Here is a 17,491-nt window from a genome sequence, read left to right as displayed (position 1 = left end):
GACCCGCGTGCGGCCATCGCCGCCGTGAGCGAGCCGGCACCGGTCATGTGAACGCCTCGGCCGCACGGCGAGGGCAGTGCGATCGCTAGCAGTTCTTCATCGCGGGGGCGGTCCCGGCTCGTACGGAGCGGCGCCCGCTGCGGGCCGGTCACGGCGTCCGGTGCCCGGCGGGCCCGCGACAGGGTTCATCACGGCTCCGGACACCTCACGCCGCGACATCCGCTGACGGTGTCTTCCCCGACCAGGCAACTTCCGGACGCCCTCCCGGGTGCTCCCGGCATCCCGCGGGACAGGCCGAGGAGGAGGTGAATGAGGACGGCCGGGCCCGGCGGTGGCCCGGAGGTCCAGGTCATGCCCCTGGGGCCTGACCCGGACCAGGCTCTGAGTCAACTCCCTTATTCGAGAGTTCAGTTCACACACGGAGGACGACCATGCCAATCAGCCCGAACCAGGGTTCCACCGGTGGCGGTACCACCGTCACCATCACGGGCACCAACCTCACGGGCACCACCGCTGTGCTCTTCGGTACCAAGCCGGCCACCGGAGTCACCAACGTCTCGCCCACCCAGGTCACCGCTGTCTCGCCGGCCGGCTCCGGCGAGGTCGGCGTGACGGTGACGACACCGGGCGGAACCAGCAACCCGCTTCCGTTCTTCTACGTCGGCGCCCCGTTCAAGTCCGGTCTGAGCGTGAGCTCGGGCCCCACCGCGGGCGGGAACACCGTCGTCATCAGCGGCACCGGCCTGTCCACCGCCACGGGGGTGACCTTCGGTGTCAACACCGTGACGCCGACCGTGCTGTCGGACAGCCAGATCAGCGTCGTCGTGCCCGCGGGTGCGGTGGCCGGGTCGGTGGGGGTCAGCGTGACGACCGCCGGAGGCACCAACAACGGTCTGACGTACACCTACATCGACGTCCCGACCATCACCGCCATCACGCCGACCTCCGGGCCGACGTCCGGCGGGACCGCGGTGACCATCACGGGCACCAACCTGACCTCGACGAGCCAGGTCACGTTCAACTCGGTGGCGGCGCCGTTCTCGGTCATCAACGCGACGACGGTGTCCGCCGTCACCCCGCCGGGCACCCTCGGTGCGGTCGACGTCGGTCTCTCGAACCCCGCGGGCACGGCCACGGACGTCGGCGCCTTCACGTATGTGGCGGGTCCCGGCATCTGATCCGTCACGGCTGCGGCGCCGACTGCCGACGCGCAACGAACCCGGCGTCGGTGCCGCTTCCGGACGCGTGATGTCCGCCCGGTCCGGGACGTTCCGCGCCCGGCCGGGCGGGCAATCCGCTCGACATCACTCGCTCACCGCCGCCCGGCCAGGAGGTCCGGGCGGCGCGCCGGTCGTCATGTTCCGAAGTGGCGGCCCGTCCACCACGCCCCCATCACATCACCTCGACAGGAGAACGGCTGTGGAGAGCTCCGACAGCTCAGTCCCCCACGTCACGCAACCGTCGGTGGCCGCGGCCGCCCCGGCCGGTGCGGGCACCGTACGGACCACGGTGACCACACCCGACGGAACCGGCAACGGCTCCGGCTTCACCTACGTGCTCGCGGCGCCCGTGATCGGTTCCGTCGTCCCCAACCAGGGGCCGGTCGCGGGCGGGAACACGGTCACGTTGACCGGGACCGGCTTCACCGGCGCGACCTCGGTCAGTTTCGGTACCGCGGCCGCCGCGTTCCTCGCCGTCTCCGCGACGCAGGTCACCGCGATCGCCCCCGCCGCGCCCGCCGGCACCGTCAACGTCACGATCACCACCCCGGGCGGCACCAGCGCCGGGGTGCCCTATACGTATGTCGCCGGTCCGGTGCTGAGCAGTGTGGTTCCGGCCCAGGGGCCACTCGCGGGTGGCAACAGCGTCACTCTCTCCGGGACCGGCTTCACCGGAGCGACCGCTGTGCACTTCGGCGCGAACGCGGTGAGTTCGTTCACCGTCGTCTCGGCGACCCAGCTGACCGCGTCCGTCCCCACCGGCGGTCCGGGTCCGGTTGCCGTCACGGTCACCACTCCCGGTGGTACCAGCACCCAAGCCGTCTTCTACTACTACCTCGACGCGCCGGTTCTCGACGAGATCACCCCGGCGTCCGGGCAGGCGGGCGGTGGCAACTCCGTGACGCTGCCCGGTGAGAATCTTCTCCAGGCCACGGCGGTCCGCTTCGGCGCGACGGCGGCGACCACCTACACCATCATCTCGGCCACGGAGATCAGGGCGGTGGCGCCGCCCGGTGCCGTCGGCACGGTCCCGGTCACCGTCACCACGCCCGGTGGCACGAGCAACGGCGTGACCTATGTCTATCTCGGTGTCCCGGTCATCTCCGGTCTGGCGCCCGGCCAGGGGCCGTCGGCAGGCGGAACCACGGTGACTCTCACCGGCGTCGGACTGACGTACACCAGCGCGGTACTGTTCGGGGCCGTGCCCGCCGGCTTCACCGTGGTCTCCGACACCCAACTGACCACCACGACACCGCCCGGCGTGGCGGGGACGGTCACTGTCCGGGTCGTCACCCCCGGCGGCACCAGTATCGGCCTTCCCTACACGCGGCTCGACCCGCCCGGCATCTGAGCGGCCCGGCACGTGGGACCCGCCTGATCCGTCGCGACCGGCGCGCGGTGCGGCGGTTCCACGTGGCCCAGCCATGTGGTCAGGAGTGCCTCCAACTGTGCCGCCGCCTCCGGGGGCAGGGCGTCCAGGAGGCGGCGTTCGTTGCGCATGTGCTCGGTGAAGGCCCGGTCGATCAGTTCCCGGCCCGCGGGGGTGAGCGCGACCACTCGGCCCCGGCCGTCACCGGCCGAGCGGCGGCGGGTGACGAGGCCGTCGCGTTCCAGACGGTCGATCCGCTTGGTCATCGCCCCTGTCGTGACCATGGTGTGCACCGCCAGTTCGCCCGGGGCCCGTTCGAACGGCTCGCCCGCGCGGCGCAGGGCGGCCAGCACGTCGAACTCGCCCTCGCTCAGCCCGAACCGCCGGTAGACCACGCAGAGCTGTTCGGTGAGCATTCCGGCCAGGCGGTGGAGCCGACCGATCACCCCTTGCGGGCCCACGTCGACATCCGGTCGTTCCCTGGCCCATTCCGCCTGGATGCGGGCGATGTGGTCGGGCGGCGGGGGAGAGGGCGCGGAGGCGGGTCCGGCGGTGTCGGGGTACATGGGTTCACTGTAGCTTCCTTGGAAGGCATAATAACTTCCATGGAAGCTACTTTGCGGTGGGTCCTGATCACGGCGATCGCACCCGTGGCCTGGGGTACGAACTACTTCGTCACCCACGCGTATCTGCCCGCCGGCCACCCCCTCTACGGAGCCGCGATCAGGGCCCTGCCGGCGGGGCTGCTGCTCCTGGCGGTACGCCGGCGACGGCCGCGCGGCCCCTGGTGGTGGAAATCCCTCGTTCTCGGCGCCCTCAACATGGGCGGGTTCTTCGCCCTCGTCTACGTGGCCGCCCAGTTGTTGCCGACCAGTACCGCGTCGACGGTCATGGCGACTTCGCCGATGGTGATGATGCTGATCGCCTGGGCGCTGCTCGCCGAGCGCCCGCGCCTGCTGCCGCTGGCCGGCGCGGTCGTCGGACTCGGCGGGGTGGGCCTGATGCTGCTCGGCGGGACGGCGTCGGCCGACGTGCGTGGAGTGCTCGCCTCCGTCGCCGCGATGCTCATGTCGTCCCTCGGCTACGTCCTGGCCAAGCGGTGGGGCACCGAGGTCGACGTACTCGCCTCGACCGCCTGGCAGCTGATCGCGGGAGGGCTTCTGCTGCTGCCCCTCGCGGCCCTCGTCGAGGGCGCGCCGCCGGCACTCGACGGACCGGCCGTCCTCGGGTTCGGCTACGTCACCGTGGTGGCCACCGCGCTCGCCTTCGCCGCCTGGTTCGCGGGTCTGCGCCACCTTCCCGCCGCCACGGTCGGACTGGTCGGCCTGCTCAACCCGGTGACCGGCGTACTGCTCGGCACCGCCCTCGCCGGCGAGGCGCTCACGGCCAGGCAGCTCTGCGGGTCGGCCCTGGTCCTGGCCGGAATTCTTCTCGGACGGCCGATGGCCGGGAAGCGGCTGCGCGGCGCGCCGCCGGTCACGGCTGAGCGACCCTCAACTCCCGTACTCCCACCGGCTTCTCCGCGTCCTCCGACGTGACCGTCAGTCGCACCCGACGAGCCGTCGCCCCCGACCGGTAGGGCTGCCAGTCCGTGCCGTCCACCGATGTCTCCAGGCGGTACGAGGACGAGCGGGCGTCCGTCCACTCCGGCTCGATCGAGGTCACCGGGGCCGTGCGCCCCAGGTCCACCGTCAGCGCGCCCGTCGCACCGTCCGGGGCCCACGCCGTGGCGGCGCTGCCGTCCACCGCGGCGACCGCGTACAGACCGGGCGTCTCGGAGGTCGCCGTCGCCGGGCGGCAACGGGCCGCGTCCGTCGTCGCGGCGAGGTCCGGGCGGCGGGTGCGCAGGGTCAGCGTGCCGGTGAGGAGACGGGGGCCGGTGGGGGTGTGGACGGTGAACGGAGCGCCGGAGGTCAGCCGGACCGTCGTCGTCAGCGGGCCGATCGCGACGTCGTACGTACGGCCCCGGTACCGCAGGCCCGTCAGTGTCACGCCCTTGCCCAGCTGCGGCGGCAGCAGGGGATCGAGGCGCACCCCGTCCTCCCGCAGGCGCAGGCCCGTCAGGCCGTGCGTGAAGACCTGGAGGAATCCACCCTTTCCGGTGAGGAAATCCTCCGCGGGACGGCCCGACAACGGGTCCTGCGCGCCGGACTTCGTACCCCGGGCCTCGCTGAAGAGCGCGTACGGACCGCGCATGAACGGGCGTACGGAGCGCTGGAGATAGGTGTACGTCACACAGCCGGCCTCCCCGATCGCGGCGGCGTCGATCGCGTGGACCGAGTCCGTCATCGCCGGGCCGTCCGGATCGGTGCGCTCGGCGTAGTAGTCGAGCGTGGCCGCCGCGGCGCCGGGCTCCATCGGCCACTCCAGCGGGTAGATCAGCAGCACGGTGTCGGCCTGCTTGATCGTCGAGCCGTTGTAGCCCGCGTATTGGAGGAAGAGCTTCCGCTTCGGGTCGTAGGGGATGCGCAGACCGTCCGCGACCCGTGCCCACCCGGCCGGCGCGGGATGTCCGAGCAGCCGTGCCGCGCGCGTGGCGTTGCGCAGGGCGGTGGCCGCGACCGCGTTGGTGAAAACCCCGTCGGTGACACCGTTGCTGTACTCGTCCGGGCCCGCGACCTCCTTGATCGAGTAGCTGCCGTCGCCGTCGGCGGTGGCCCGCGAGACCCAGAAGTCGGCGATGCCGGAGAGCAGTGGCCACCCGTGGCCCGCCAGCCAGTCGCGGTCCCCGGTCGCCAGGTAGTACTGCCAGACGGCGAGCGAGACATCGCCCTGGAGATGGTTCTGGGTGACGCAGTGCGGCGGGTTCCAGCTCTGGCACTCGGACCAGAGGTCGCCCCTGCTCGCGCTCGTCCACGGGTAGAACAGCCCCCGGAACCCCAGCTTCTGGGCGTTGGCGCGGGCGGCCCCGCGCGTGCGATACCGGTACTCGACGACCGGACGGGCCGGCTCGGGGCGGGTGGCGAGCAGCCCCGGATACATCCAGATCTCGGCGTCCCAGAACACCAAGCCCGCGTAGTTGTCGCTGGTCAGACCGGCCGGGGCGATGCTGTCGCGAGACCCGGTCCGGGTGGAGGCGAGCAGTCCGTACTGCGCCGACCGCAGCCACTTCTGCAGCTCGGGACTGTCCGGTACGGAGATGTCGGCCGCCCAGGCCCGTCGCCAGGCGGCGGCGTTCGCCGCGAGGACGCCGGACCAGCCGCGCCGGGCCGCGCGCACGGACGCCGCACGGGCGGCGGCGGACGGGGCCGACGAGGTGAGCGCGGTGTCGACTCCGACGTACTTCTCGACGGAGTACGTGCGCCCGGCGCGCACCCGGAGCTCGCTGTGCGGACGGGGTGTGCCGGGCGCCGGTGCCCTGCCGCGCGCCGGCCCCGGCCCGTCGGCGCGCAGCGTCTGGACGATCGCGCCGGCCGTCCCGGTGCCCCGGGTCCGGAACGTTCCGTCGTCCTTGAGCGCGATCCGGCGTGCGCCCCGCGGGTCCAGGCGGCCGGTGACGGTCGCCGTACCGCTCCAGTGCGGTGTCATGCGCAGCCGTACCGCGCCGGTGTGCACGTCGGCGCGGTCCGCGAGCACCTCGTACGCGAGGTCGGTCGCGCGCCCGTCGGCCGTGGTCCAGCGCAGTGAGGTGCGCACCAGGCCGCAGCGCAGGAACACCGTCTGGCGGTAGTGCGAGATCCGGGCCGGGGGAGTGCCGGAGCCGTACGTCTCGTTGCCCACGCGCAGGTCGAGGGTCGTCCAGCTGGGCAGCGCGGCGATCACCTCGCGGCCGGCCGCCAGGTCCTTCTCGCGTCCGAACAGGCCGGCGACGAAGGCGCCGTCGTAGCGCGGAGTGAACAGCGGCCAGCCGGTCTTCTCGCCCGACGCGGCATATCCGGCGCCCGCGGCGGGCACGCGGTGTCCCAGATATCCGTTGCCGACATAGGGGTCGTAACCGTCGGCCCCGCCGAACCGGGTGGAGGTCGGGGCCCAGGCGGGGTCGGTGTCCCGGCCGCAGGTGGTGGCCGTGGGCGGGAGGGGGGCGGCCGCGTACGAGAGGCGTGGCAGCGGTGCGATCAGGGCGCCCGCGACCAGGGACGTCAGGGACGTGAGGAGACAGACGCGCGAGAGGCTCACCGTACGAAGGTAGGTAAGCGCGCGCCGGGCGGCGGGGCACGGCGCGCGGCGCGCGGGTGAACGGCCGGCCGGCGCGGGCGGCCCGCGTCAGCCGGCGAGGCCGGTCTTGAGACCCGCGCCGCACAGCGGTACGACGACGCTCCGGTCCGTCCAGCCGCCGACCGCGGCCCAGCAGGCGACGCCCGTCGTCTCCACGTAGAACCCGCGGGCGGCCAGGTCCAGCTGCGCGGCCCGGATCTGATCCTCGGTCACCGTGAGGAAGGTGCCGCCCGATTCCCGTACTGCGGCCAGGACGGCCCGAGCGCGCGGCGGGCGGGGGATGGCGATGCCCTCGGCGAGGGTGGGGGCGGCCGTGCCGGCCGGGGCGTCGAGCACATCGTCCGCGCCCGCGCGGAAGGCGGCGGCCAGCGGGGACACCGCCTCGGCCTGCACGGCGATCAGTGCCGGGCGTTCCTCGATCAGACCCCGGGCCTGGAGTTCGGCCGTGGCCAGGGCCGCGCCGAGCAGCAGGGTGCCGTTGCCCACCGGTACGGCGAGGGCGTCCGGGAGCCGGCCGCCGAGGTCCTCCCACAGCTCGTACACATAGGTCTTCGTGCCGTGCAGGAAGTACGGGTTGAAGACGTGCGAGGCGTAGAACGTGCCCGAGGTGTCGGCGGCGGCACGAGCCGCCAGCGCGGTGGCCTCGCGGTCGCCGGGGACGATCTCCAGGTGCGCCCCGTGCGCCCGGATCTGCTCGGTCTTCTTCGGCGACGTCCCCTCGGGTACGTACACCGTGCAGGGGAGCGAGGCGCGGGCGCAGTAGGCGGCGACGGCCGTGCCCGCGTTGCCGCTGCTGTCCGCGACGACGCGCTCGGGCGAGAGGCGGCGGGCCAGTTCGACGAGCATCACGGCGCCGCGGTCCTTGAAGGAGAGCGTCGGCATCAGGAAGTCGAGCTTGGCCGACACCGTGCCGGTGAGCGGGACGAGCGGGGTGCGGCCCTCGCCAAGGGTGGTCGTGGGCGTGGCGAGGGGCAGCGCCTCTTCGTAACGCCACAGTGAATTGACGCGTCCCGCGAGAGAGTTGAGCGAGAGCGGATCGGTGACCTCGAAATCGAGGTCCCAGGGGCCGCGGCAGACCGGGCAACACCAGGTGAGAGCGGTCGTTTCGGCGCGAGTGCCGTCCTGCGGGCAGAGATACATGACCATGCCCGCCAGCATGTCAGGCGTGTGGTGGCCGAATGCGGCAGCGTCGACGACGTGGTCTCCACCTACACGGTGAACGCCTCGTCGGAGGTGGCCGACGGCACCTGGAAGGTACGGGTCGGCGACAACGCGGCGGCCGACACCGGGCGGATCAACTCCTGGGCCCTGCAGTTCTGATGACGGCTCCGTAGGCGGATGAACAGGTGGGGCGGCCGCATCCGTGGCCGCCCCGCGCGCCTGCGCCCGGTCGCCGGTGCGGCGAAGCACGTGCCGGGGCGCCGCCGCTCGGGCGCCGTCGGTGGGGCATGCGCGCGGCGCTGACGAATCATCACTTCGAGTGAAACTTTGGCCTGCGCTTGCGATCCACAACCGACGGTTGTCAGGCTGTTGCAGACTGTCAATCTGTTGGGAGTGGCCTGTGACTTTCGGTGAGCAGCCCGCCTATCTGCGTGTTGCGAGCGATCTGAGAGAGAAGATCGTCAATGGTTTGCTGCCGCCGCATACGCGCCTGCCCTCGCAGGCCCGTATCCGCGAGGAGTACGGGGTCTCGGACACCGTCGCGCTGGAGGCGCGCAAGGTGCTGATGGCCGAGGGGCTGGTCGAGGGGCGCTCCGGCTCCGGTACGTATGTGCGCGAGCGTCCGGTCCCGCGCCGGATCGCCCGTTCCGGCTACCGGCCGGGGGCCGGGGCCAGTCCGTTCCGTCAGGAGCAGACGGCGGAAGGGGTGCGCGGGACGTGGGAGTCCCGCAGTGAGCAGGAGGGCGCGAGCGACGAGATCGCCGAGCGCCTGGGCATCGAACCGGGTGACCGGGTGATGCGTACGCGATACACCTTCCGGGAGGCCGGGGAGCCGATGATGCTCTCCACCTCCTGGGAACCCCTCGCCGTGACGGGGCGTACGCCGGTGATGCTGCCGGAGGAGGGCCCGTTGGGCGGATGCGGGGTGGTCGAGCGGATGGCCGCGATCGACGTCGTCGTGGACAACGTGGCCGAGCAGGTCGGCGCGCGTCCGGGGCTGGCGGAGGAGCTCCTGGCGCTCGGCGGCGTTCCGGGCCATGTGGTGATGGTGATCGAGCGTACGTATTACGCGTCCGGCCGCCCGGTCGAGACGGCGGACGTGGTGGTGCCCGCCGATCGCTTCCGGATCGCCTACCACCTTCCGGTCAGGTGACCGGCGCGCGAGGGGCGCCGTCCGGCTTCGGATGTGACGGATCGACGCCTCGTCGGGTGCCTTGAGCGGCAGTCGATCGTCGACCGCGAGGGCTTGTCATGTCCTGGTCCTGCCTGCCGTTCGTGCCCGCACGCCGAACGACGGGCGCACCGGCTGACCGGCTCATTGGCCGACCGCTGACAGCCGTTCGTTGCCCCGTTGCCGCGTGGTGGAGGTCGGCGAAGGGCTGCCAGGGGGGGCGCATCCAGCTGGATGCGCCCCCTTCTTCATGGCCGGATCGGTATCTCTTTGTGTAATTACGTATGCGTTGAGTGAAGGTCAGGCGTAGGGTCCGGCATATGCGTACTGCGGTTTCCTGGGGATCCTTAGAAACGTACACGCCGTTCGAGGGAGGGGCGCAATGCTCGGGAGGGGCGCAATGCTCGGGAGGGGCGCGATGACCGACAACGGTGCCGATCTCCCGTGGCTGGTGATACGGCAGGACGACAACGGCAATCGCTACCGCGTCGGCAGGTATGCCACGCAGGGCGAGGCCCAGAAGGTCGCCGACAAGCTCGACGCCCCTGGTCACAAGCAGCTCTATTGGGTGGAGCGCGTCGGGGCGCGGGCCCGGCCGTAGAGCGTTCGCGGGGGAGTGGGGCGGGGGCTCGGCCTTCCGGCTCGTGAGCGCCCGTGCGGGGGGCGGCGGGAGCCGTCCGTGACCGGGGCCGTCCGTGACCGGGGCCGCCGGCCCGGCTGTGCGTCGCGGCGCGCCGCCCGAGCCGGCCGGGGGCTGCCGGGCGTTCGTCAGGCAAGCCGGTCGGTGGGTGTGGTGTTGCCGGTTTCCGTGACGGAGCCCTTCGGCCCACCGCTGTCCGCAGCGAACTGCTGGCCCGGCTGCGGCACCCCAAGGAAGTCGAAATCACCGACGGACAGCGCTACTTCACGCTGCTCGCGTTCCTGTGCCACCTCCCCGACCGGGCCGAGCAGGCCGCCGTCCTCCGTCGTCGGCAGGCCTTCCTCGACGTCCCGGCAAGCTTCTTCTACCGCGAGGGCGAGCCGGTACGGGCCGAGGAGGAGCCGGATCTCTTCCGGCAGGGCATGCTGCGCATCGCTCGGGCCGCCGGCGCGGAGGAGAGGAAGTGGCTGGCCGAGGCGATCGGCGGCCTGGAGAGCTGAGCGAAGTCCGGCGGGCGGTGTCCGTCCAGGGCGCCGGTCACAGCGCTGGTGCTGTGGCCGGAAAGGTTTGCCGGAAGCTCGCGGCGTCCGGTGCGGTGCGTCGCAAGGCGGAGCATCGCCCTCATGCCGGACGCACTCGGGTGAGGCGACAACGCGGCGAGGTGTCGTGCCGGGCGTCGCGAGCCGGTGAACCCTTCCGGTCGCAGCGCTAGGGTCCTGCCTGACGTGGGTTTCGGATGGTGAAGGCGGAGTGATGTCGGTGCTGATCGACACGGTGGCGTGGGTGCGTGTGGAGGGCGGCAGGATTCTCTGTGCGCGGCCACGGGGGAAGGGCGTCTTCTACATCCCCGGGGGCAAGCGGGAGGGTGCGGAGAGCGATCTGGAGACCCTGGTCCGCGAGATCAAGGAGGAGCTGACGGTGCTCCTCGAACCGCGCACCGCGGTGCATGTGGGTACCTACGAGGCCGAGGTGCCCGATCTGCCGGGCGGCGCCGTGGTCCGCATGAGCTGCTACACCGCGGACTACGAGGGGACGTTGGCGGTGAGCAGCGAGATCGAGGAGATGGCCTGGTTCTCGTACGCGGACCGCCCTCTGGTTCCACCGGTCGATCAGTTGCTCTTCGATGACCTGAAGGCGTTGGGGGAGCTGGACTGAGCCGGTCCGGGCGTCGGTGCGCCCGGCGACTCGGTGCTGCTGACATGTATTCCGGCGGCGCGTGTCGACCGCCTCGTGCGCCCCTTTCCCTGTGGGTGTCTGTTCGTGCGCGCGGCCGTACACCCGTACGCCCCACGTGTCGGTCCCCGCGATAGTTCGTACCAGATATCGGGTATGTGCTGATTAACCCCCGTAAACAGGACGCCCCCCGTTGCTGGTCTTGGGAAGTGATCGGCGTGATCGACACCGAAGGCGACTGCGCCGAGTGGACCTTTCCGGCTGAGCCGGGCGCAGTGCGCTCCGCGCGGCATGCCGTCCATGAGGCGCTGCGCGGCTGGGGGCTCGACACCTCCCTGGGGGATGTGACAGTCCTGCTGGTCAGCGAGTTGGTCACCAATTCCATGCAGTACACATCGGGTCCCATCGGGGTACGGCTGCAGCGCCCCCACCCCAACGGCGACGCACCCGCCGCCCGCCCCGGACTGCTCGTGGAAGTTTCCGATCCGCTTCCGGATCCGCCCACCGAACGCATGGCGGGACCGGACGACGAGGGCGGCAGAGGGCTGCAGCTGGTGGCCTGTTCCGCACGCCGCTGGGGGACCAGACGCGGAAAGACCGGCAAGACGGTGTGGTTCGAGCTGGCCCTGCCTGGTTAGGAGTGGGGTGGGACGCACAGCGATCACCAGAGGTCGGGCAGAACCTGGCTGAAAGGGACTGAGACCGTGCTGTGATCGTGAACGCCGTGTCGGTAGGGGCCGTAGTGCTGAATACTGCGGGCAGGACCGGTCCGGTGCGTGAGCTGGAGGGGACGGTCGCGTGAGCGAAATACCGGGGACAGCGGGCGACATCGTGTGGCAGAGCAGCCCGCCTGGCTCGATCTATGACTACATCAGGGTCGCCTCCTTCTCGATCGGCCCCGACGGCCTGATCGAGCAGTGGAGCCGGCGGGCCGCCGGCCTCTTCGGCATTGCCGCGGACGAAGCGACGGGCCTGGATCCGGTCGAGGTGTTCCTGCCTGCCGAACTGCGCGTGGACGGCCGCCGCCGGGTCCGCGAGATCCTCGACGGCAAGGAGTGGACGGGCCTCGTCCCGTTCCGGATGCCGGGCGAGGACGCCGTGCACGGACTCGCCGAGATCTATGTGATGCCGAGCGCGACGGAGACCGGGGAACGGGCCGCGATCTGTATCGTCGTGGACGTCCGCGCGCTGCGCCGCATCGAGACGGACCTCGCCGCGTCACAGGCCATATTCGGTCAATCTCCCTTTGGTTTCGTGCTGTTCGGCACCGACCTCACCGTGGTGCGCGCCAACCAGCGCTTCGCCACCGTCTTCGGAGGTCAGGCCGCCGACCACCGAGGCCGTACGGTCGACGACTACCTCGCCCGTCCCGAGGCGGACCGGCTCACCGCCACCCTGGAGCGCGTGCTGGAGACCGGGGCGTCCGTCACCGACCTCCAGCTCATCGGCACCGCGCCCGGCGACCCGGTCAGCCGCCACTGGTCCATGAACCTCTACCGGGTGCACAGCGGATCGGGCCGCCCCATCGGCATCGCCGGACTGGCCACCGATGTGACCCGACGGCACATCGCCGCCCGCGAGGCCGCCAGCGCCCGCCGCAACCTCGCCCTGCTCAACGAGGCCAGTGCCCGCATCGGTAACTCCCTCGACCTGGAGACCACCGCCCGCGAACTCCTCGATGTCGCCGTGCCCGGCTTCTGCGACCTCGCCTCGGTCGACCTCTACCAGGGGCTGCTCACCGGCGACGACGCGCCGCCCGGCCGCTGGGATTCGCTCCGTCAGGAGTCCGTCGGAGGCTCTGCCGAACTGCGCCGCGTCGCTCTCGCCAGCGCCGTGTCGGACGCCCTGCCCGTCACCGCGGACAGCGGCCCACCCGACAGGGGCGGTGAGCCGCCCGCGCTCGGCGCCGTACACCGCTTCTCGTACAACTCGCCCTGCGCCATAGCCCTGCGCACCGGGCATGTCGAGGACGTGCCCGGCGACGACCGGGGCTTCGTCCAGTCCACGCTCGCCGTGCCGATGGTCGCCCACGACACGGTGGTCGGTCTCGTCCAGTTCTCCCGCACCAAGGGCAGCGAACCCTTCGGCGAGCGGGACCGGGCACTGGCCACGGAGCTGGCCGCCCGCGCCGCGGTCTGCATCGACAACGCCCGCCTCTACCGGCGCGAACACGAGCGAGCGCTGATCCTCCAGCGCAGCCTCCTGCCCCCCGGCGACCCCGTGGCCGCGGGCCTCGACATCGCCTGCCGCTACCTCCCCGGCAACACCGCGACCGAGGTGGGCGGCGACTGGTTCGACGTGATCGAGCTCCCCGGCCACCGCACCGCCCTCGTCGTCGGCGACGTCATGGGGCGCGGACTGCGGGCCGCCGTGGCCATGGGCGAACTGCGCACCGCCGTAAGGACCCTGGCCCTGCTGGATCTGGAACCCGCCGAGGTGCTCTCCGCGCTCGACGAGGTCGCCCGAGGGCTCGGCACCCCCGGCGGAACCTCCTCCTCCGACGGTTCCGGCGGCACCCAGTGGCCCTCACGGGCCGCCCACAAGTCCCGCGAGGTGGACCTCTCCGAGGTGTACCTGGCGACCTGTGTGTACGCGGTCTACGACCCGGTCACCCGACGGTGCACCTTCGCCAACGCCGGCCATCTTCCCCCTGCCGTGGTAGAGCCGGGCGAACCCGCCCTGCTGCTCGACGTCCCGCCAGGGATGCCGCTCGGTGTGGGGGGCGAACCCTTCGAGGAGGTCGAGGTCGAACTGAAGGAGGGCTCCCTGCTCGCCCTCTACACGGACGGCCTCGTCGAGTCCCGCGACCATCCGCTCGACGAGGGGCTGGCCGCCCTGCGCCGGGCGCTCGTCGAACCGGAGAGGCCGCTCGAAGACGTCTGCGACCGCGTACTGACCACCCTCGACACCCGGCACGGCGAGGACGACATCGCCCTGCTCCTGGCCCGCATCCAGGGGCTCCCGGCCGACGCGGTCGGCGACTGGCGGCTGCCCCGCGAACCCCGCTCCGTCGGCCGCGCCCGTGAACTGGCCCGTGGTCAACTGCTCGCCTGGGACCTCGACGAGCTGGTGGACACCACCGAACTGCTGGTCAGTGAACTGGTCACCAACGCCCTGCGGTACGGGGAGGGCGAGATCCGGCTCAGGCTGCTGCGCGACCGTACGCTCGTGTGCGAGGTCTGGGACGCGGGGCTCGTCCAGCCGCGGCGGCGGCGGGCCCGCGACACCGACGAGGGCGGGCGCGGGCTGCAATTGGTCGGACTGCTGAGCGTGGGCTGGGGGTCGAGGCGGACACCGCGCGGCAAGACCGTCTGGTTCGAGCTGGCGCTGCCCGACGGGGAGCCGGCCGCCGAGCCCACGGTCGAGCAGCTGCTGAGCATGTTCTGAGGGAGCCTTCAGGAGGTCGGCGGCGGCCCGCTCACGAGGCCGTCTTCAGCGCGGCGAGCCGGGCCTCGACCTCGGCGTCGTCGCCCAGGGCGTCCAGCTGCTCGAACTGGGCGTCCAGGGACGACGCGGCGAGCTCCTGCTTGCCCAGGGCCCTCGCCTCCTCGCGCCGTACCTTGTCCTCGAAGCGGCTGAGCTCACTGGTCGGGTCGAGCACGTCGATGTTCTTGACGGAGTCCGTCATCCGGTTCTGCGCCTGGGCGGACGTGGCGCGTGCGACGAGCTCGTCGCGCTTGGACTTCAGCTCCGTCAGCCGGGTCCTCATCTGCTCCAGGCCGGACTTGAGCCTGTCCACGACCTCGGTCTGCGAGGCGATGACCGGCTCCGCGGTCTTCGCCTCCTTCTCCGACCGGAGCTGATGCCCGAGCGCGACCTTGGCCAGGTTGTCGAACGTGTCCGCCTCCGCGCCGGCCCCGGCCGCCCGCAGCTCGTCGGCCTTGCGGCTGGCCGCGAGCGCCTTGCCGCCCCACTCCTCGGCCGCGTCGACGTCCTCCCGGTGATCCTGTTCCATCAGCCGCAGATTGCCGATGGTCGCGGCGACCGCCTGCTCGGCCTCCGCGATGTTGGCCGTGTAGTCGCGGATCAGCTGGTCCAGCATCTTCTGCGGATCCTCCGCCTGATCCAGCAGGGCGTTGACGTTGGCCTTCGCCAGCTGGCTGACGCGGCCGAGGACGGTCTGCTTGGTCATGGCATCTCTCCTGCCTGTGGGTGAATGCGTACACGTGAAGCCCCGAGCCGGGGCCGCGCCGTCCGCCGGGGTCCGCGCCGACGGCTCAGAAGCGGCCGCCGCCGCCGCGTCGGCCGCGGGTGCCCCCGCCGCCGAAACTGCCCGGCCCGCCGCCCCCGCCGCCCTGGAACCCACCGCTTTGGAACCCGCCGCCTCGGGACCCGCCGCCGAACCCTCCTCCGTACCCCCCGCCGCCCCGGCCGCCGCCCAGGAGTCCGCCGAGGATGATCCCGCCGAGCACCGCGCCGCCGACCCCGCCGCCCCCTCCCGGCACACCGCCCGGACCGCCCCGGCCCCCGTACCCGCGCACATCCTGTTCGGCCAGGCTGCGGGCCTGCCCGGCCAGGGAATCCGCCTGCTGCGCCTCCGCCAGCGCGCCCTGGGGATCGCCGGCGGCCCCGGCCAGTTCGCGGGAGCGGTCGAGCCGTCGCTGGGCCTCCGCGAGCCGGGTCCGGGCCTGGCTGCCCACGGCTCCGCGGTTCGTGGTGATGTAGTCGGCGGCGGCGGCGATCGTCGAACGTGCGGTGAGCGTCGCCCGGTCGAGCAGGGAGCGGGCCCGCGTGTCGCCCTGTTCCCGTTCGCGGGCGCCGGCCAGCGCCCTGTCGAGCGCCGTGTCCGCCTCCTCCACCCTGCGCAGCGCGTCGATGGGATCGTACGGTCCGGCCCGCAACTCCCCCTGCACATCGTCGAGTACCGACCGCGCGCGGGCGATCCGGCCCCGCAGATCCGCCGTCGACACCCCCTCCCGGGTGCCTTCGAGCAGCCCGCCCGCATCGGCCAGATCGGTCTCCGTCTCGGTGAGGGCGGCGGGCAGCCGGTCCGCCGCCTCCGCGAGTTCCCGGCTCAGGCGGTCCACCGCGTCGACGAGGGTGGTTGCCTGGTCGACGGCGCCCTCGGCGGCCCGTACGTACACCGCCGCCGCGGCGTTGTTCCCGCCGTCCGCCGACTGCCGGGCCCGATTGAGCCCGGCAGTGGCGAAGACCAGCCGGTCCTTGGCCTGTTCGACGGCGTCGGCCACGGGCGCGGAGGCCGACCTCGCGTACCGGCCGCGCATCGCGGTCAGGGCGGCCTCGGCGGCGGCCACACGGCCGGTGAGCGCGCGGAAGGCGGTCTCGGCCGTGGCCAGCGCCTGCGGAGCGTTGCGTTCCAGGGCGCGCAGCCGGTCGAAGTCCTCGGACACGGAGTCGAGGCGGGCGTTGGCGGCGGCGCAGCGGCCGATGATCTCGTCCAGCATCCGGCGTCGCGTCGCGTCGTCCTCGGGAAAGGCGTCGTCCAACTGCTGGCGCAACCGGAACGCGGTCGTCAGCTCGCCCTTGGCATAGTCGACGGCCTCGGTGAAGGGGGCCGCGGCCTCCTCCCCGAACTGCGCGGTGGCGTAGCCCAGTTCCTCCTCGCTGGTGCGGACCGCGTCGTCGGTGTCCACCAGCGTCCGCTTCGCCCGGCCGTCCAGCTCCGGCAACGGGGTCGACGGCCGCGGCGGGCCGCCCGGTCCGGCGGACCCCGGGCCCCAGCCGGTCGCACCCGGAGTGGTGCGGGTCGTGACGCGCCGCCTGCGCCGGGTGTACGCGTAACCGGCCACCGCCGCCGCGCCGCCGACGACGACCACCGGCAGGATCAGGTCCACGGCGCTCGCCCCGCCGGAACTCCCGGTTCCGGGATCGGGGGCACCGGGCGTGATCGTCGGGGTGGGCACGGCCTTGCCGGCCAGCACGGCGGTGTATCCGTTCGCGGCGCCGATCGCCGCGCCGGCCCAGTCGTGCTTCCTGAGCGCGGGCTCGACGGCCGTGCTCGCCACGTCGTGGAGCTGGGTGTCGGTGAGGCGTGAGCCCTGGTCGACGGTGGAGGCGTACTGCCGGTCGTGGGTGGCGACGGCGAGCAGGACGTCGTCGCGGCCGAGGCCGTTCCGGTCGGCCCAGCTCTGCGCGGAGCGGCCGGAGAAGTCGCGTACGTACACCACGAAGAGCTGGATGCGGCGGCTGTCGTACAGCCGGTCGAGTGCTGCCGTGACCTGGTCCTTGCGGTCCCCGAGCGCCCCCACCCGGTCGGTGATCTGCCCGTTGCGGGACAGGGTGACGGGATCGTCGGCGCGAGCGGTCGACGCGGTGGTGAGGGCCGGCCAGCACACCGTCAGCAGCACGGCGAGAAGGGCCCGGCCCGATGGGGATATCCGGGTACGGCTCACGAGCGGCGTCACGTTTGTGAGGCTATGTCCACTCTCGGTCACCCGCGACCCGGCGACCGGGCGCGGAACCAGGGGGCGCAGCCGGCGTGGAACGGGGGCGACGGCCGTTCGTGCCCCGACGGCACACCGCAGGACTCAGGGGGCACGGACGTGCGGACGCGGACAACGGGAGTGATCCAGGCGGTACGGGGCCGGGCGGCCCGGTTCGGCTGGACCGGAGGCCGCATCATGGTCCAGCCCCTGCCGGGA

At 72.4% G+C, this 17,491-nt stretch carries 13 protein-coding genes and 2 pseudogenes; 10 read left to right on the top strand and 5 right to left on the bottom strand.

Features of this window, described 5'->3' with window-relative positions:
- The first annotated feature begins 431 nt into the window (after nucleotides 1-431).
- Together ACZ68L_RS07155 and ACZ68L_RS07150 are read left to right on the top strand one after the other, a co-directional pair.
- Entirely contained in the window at nucleotides 432-1,178 is a 747-nt protein-coding gene (locus ACZ68L_RS07155) for an IPT/TIG domain-containing protein (protein ID WP_469574827.1), read from the top strand.
- A 241-nt stretch (nucleotides 1,179-1,419) separates the two neighbouring features.
- Nucleotides 1,420-2,571: an IPT/TIG domain-containing protein gene (locus ACZ68L_RS07150; RefSeq protein ID WP_469574825.1), complete on the top strand. Its 1,152-nt coding sequence runs from the start codon at nucleotides 1,420-1,422 to the stop codon at nucleotides 2,569-2,571.
- Here ACZ68L_RS07150 and ACZ68L_RS07145 read toward each other — a convergent pair.
- On the bottom strand, nucleotides 2,541-3,155 hold the full coding sequence (locus ACZ68L_RS07145) for a MarR family winged helix-turn-helix transcriptional regulator (protein WP_469574824.1): 615 nt from the start codon (nucleotides 3,153-3,155) through the stop codon (nucleotides 2,541-2,543). The two genes, ACZ68L_RS07150 and ACZ68L_RS07145, sit on opposite strands and share 31 nt — an antisense overlap.
- A 39-nt stretch (nucleotides 3,156-3,194) precedes the next feature.
- On the opposite strand from ACZ68L_RS07145, the gene ACZ68L_RS07140 reads away from it, so the two are divergent.
- Nucleotides 3,195-4,127: a DMT family transporter gene (locus ACZ68L_RS07140; RefSeq protein ID WP_469574823.1), complete on the top strand. Its 933-nt coding sequence runs from the start codon at nucleotides 3,195-3,197 to the stop codon at nucleotides 4,125-4,127.
- On the opposite strand, the gene ACZ68L_RS07135 is transcribed toward ACZ68L_RS07140, so the two are convergent.
- Both ACZ68L_RS07135 and ACZ68L_RS07130 read right to left on the bottom strand, forming a co-directional pair.
- Nucleotides 4,066-6,705 carry a discoidin domain-containing protein gene (locus ACZ68L_RS07135; RefSeq protein ID WP_469574822.1) on the bottom strand — a complete coding sequence of 880 codons (2,640 nt, stop codon included), beginning with the start codon at nucleotides 6,703-6,705 and terminating at the stop codon, nucleotides 4,066-4,068. The two genes, ACZ68L_RS07140 and ACZ68L_RS07135, sit on opposite strands and share 62 nt — an antisense overlap.
- Nucleotides 6,706-6,792: 87 nt before the next feature.
- Nucleotides 6,793-7,890 carry a threonine synthase gene (locus ACZ68L_RS07130; protein ID WP_469574821.1) on the bottom strand — a complete coding sequence of 366 codons (1,098 nt, stop codon included), beginning with the start codon at nucleotides 7,888-7,890 and terminating at the stop codon, nucleotides 6,793-6,795.
- Nucleotides 7,891-7,926: 36 nt separating this feature from the next.
- Between ACZ68L_RS07130 and ACZ68L_RS07125 the strand changes: the two are divergent.
- From ACZ68L_RS07125 to ACZ68L_RS07095, 7 genes and pseudogenes are all read left to right on the top strand, one after another.
- A pseudogene (locus tag ACZ68L_RS07125) lies at nucleotides 7,927-8,064 on the top strand (proprotein convertase P-domain-containing protein); the annotation flags it as partial.
- A 241-nt stretch (nucleotides 8,065-8,305) separates the two neighbouring features.
- Nucleotides 8,306-9,058 (top strand): GntR family transcriptional regulator, encoded by a 753-nt coding sequence (locus ACZ68L_RS07120; RefSeq protein WP_469574819.1) that lies wholly within the window; start codon nucleotides 8,306-8,308, stop codon nucleotides 9,056-9,058.
- A gap of 436 nt (nucleotides 9,059-9,494) precedes the next feature.
- Nucleotides 9,495-9,677 (top strand): SPOR domain-containing protein, encoded by a 183-nt coding sequence (locus tag ACZ68L_RS07115; RefSeq protein ID WP_469574817.1) that lies wholly within the window; start codon nucleotides 9,495-9,497, stop codon nucleotides 9,675-9,677.
- A gap of 236 nt (nucleotides 9,678-9,913) precedes the next feature.
- Nucleotides 9,914-10,216, top strand: a pseudogene (locus ACZ68L_RS07110) (helix-turn-helix transcriptional regulator); the annotation flags it as partial.
- Nucleotides 10,217-10,469: 253 nt separating this feature from the next.
- Nucleotides 10,470-10,871, top strand: a complete 402-nt coding sequence (locus ACZ68L_RS07105; protein ID WP_469574815.1) for an NUDIX hydrolase — start codon at nucleotides 10,470-10,472, stop codon at nucleotides 10,869-10,871.
- A gap of 227 nt (nucleotides 10,872-11,098) precedes the next feature.
- The gene (locus ACZ68L_RS07100; RefSeq protein ID WP_469574814.1) at nucleotides 11,099-11,527 is read left to right on the top strand and encodes an ATP-binding protein; all 429 of its coding nucleotides are present in this window, start codon (nucleotides 11,099-11,101) and stop codon (nucleotides 11,525-11,527) included.
- Nucleotides 11,528-11,720: 193 nt separating this feature from the next.
- On the top strand, nucleotides 11,721-14,276 hold the full coding sequence (locus ACZ68L_RS07095; RefSeq protein WP_469575282.1) for a SpoIIE family protein phosphatase: 2,556 nt from the start codon (nucleotides 11,721-11,723) through the stop codon (nucleotides 14,274-14,276).
- A gap of 31 nt (nucleotides 14,277-14,307) precedes the next feature.
- Here the strand turns inward: ACZ68L_RS07095 and ACZ68L_RS07090 are convergent, their stop codons facing one another.
- Complete coding sequence (locus ACZ68L_RS07090) at nucleotides 14,308-15,021, bottom strand: PspA/IM30 family protein (RefSeq protein ID WP_469574813.1); 714 nt, start codon at nucleotides 15,019-15,021, stop codon at nucleotides 14,308-14,310.
- A gap of 85 nt (nucleotides 15,022-15,106) precedes the next feature.
- The gene (locus ACZ68L_RS07085; RefSeq protein WP_469575280.1) at nucleotides 15,107-17,242 is read right to left on the bottom strand and encodes a TPM domain-containing protein; all 2,136 of its coding nucleotides are present in this window, start codon (nucleotides 17,240-17,242) and stop codon (nucleotides 15,107-15,109) included.
- Nucleotides 17,243-17,491 lie beyond the last annotated feature (249 nt).

This window comes from Streptomyces sp. NPDC104309, assembly GCF_055584025.1.
This window is presented reverse-complemented; position numbering and strand designations above follow the sequence as displayed.

Bases quoted from the DNA above. Each gene is read 5' to 3' on its own strand.
- ACZ68L_RS07155 (WP_469574827.1), top strand. From the start codon at position 432: ATGCCAATCAGCCCGAACCAGGGTTCCACCGGTGGCGGTACCACCGTC.
- ACZ68L_RS07145 (WP_469574824.1), bottom strand. From the start codon at position 3,155: ATGTACCCCGACACCGCCGGACCCGCCTCCGCGCCCTCTCCCCCGCCG.
- ACZ68L_RS07140 (WP_469574823.1), top strand. From the start codon at position 3,195: ATGGAAGCTACTTTGCGGTGGGTCCTGATCACGGCGATCGCACCCGTG.
- ACZ68L_RS07130 (WP_469574821.1), bottom strand. From the start codon at position 7,890: ATGGTCATGTATCTCTGCCCGCAGGACGGCACTCGCGCCGAAACGACC.
- ACZ68L_RS07115 (WP_469574817.1), top strand. From the start codon at position 9,495: ATGACCGACAACGGTGCCGATCTCCCGTGGCTGGTGATACGGCAGGAC.
- ACZ68L_RS07105 (WP_469574815.1), top strand. From the start codon at position 10,470: ATGTCGGTGCTGATCGACACGGTGGCGTGGGTGCGTGTGGAGGGCGGC.
- ACZ68L_RS07090 (WP_469574813.1), bottom strand. From the start codon at position 15,021: ATGACCAAGCAGACCGTCCTCGGCCGCGTCAGCCAGCTGGCGAAGGCC.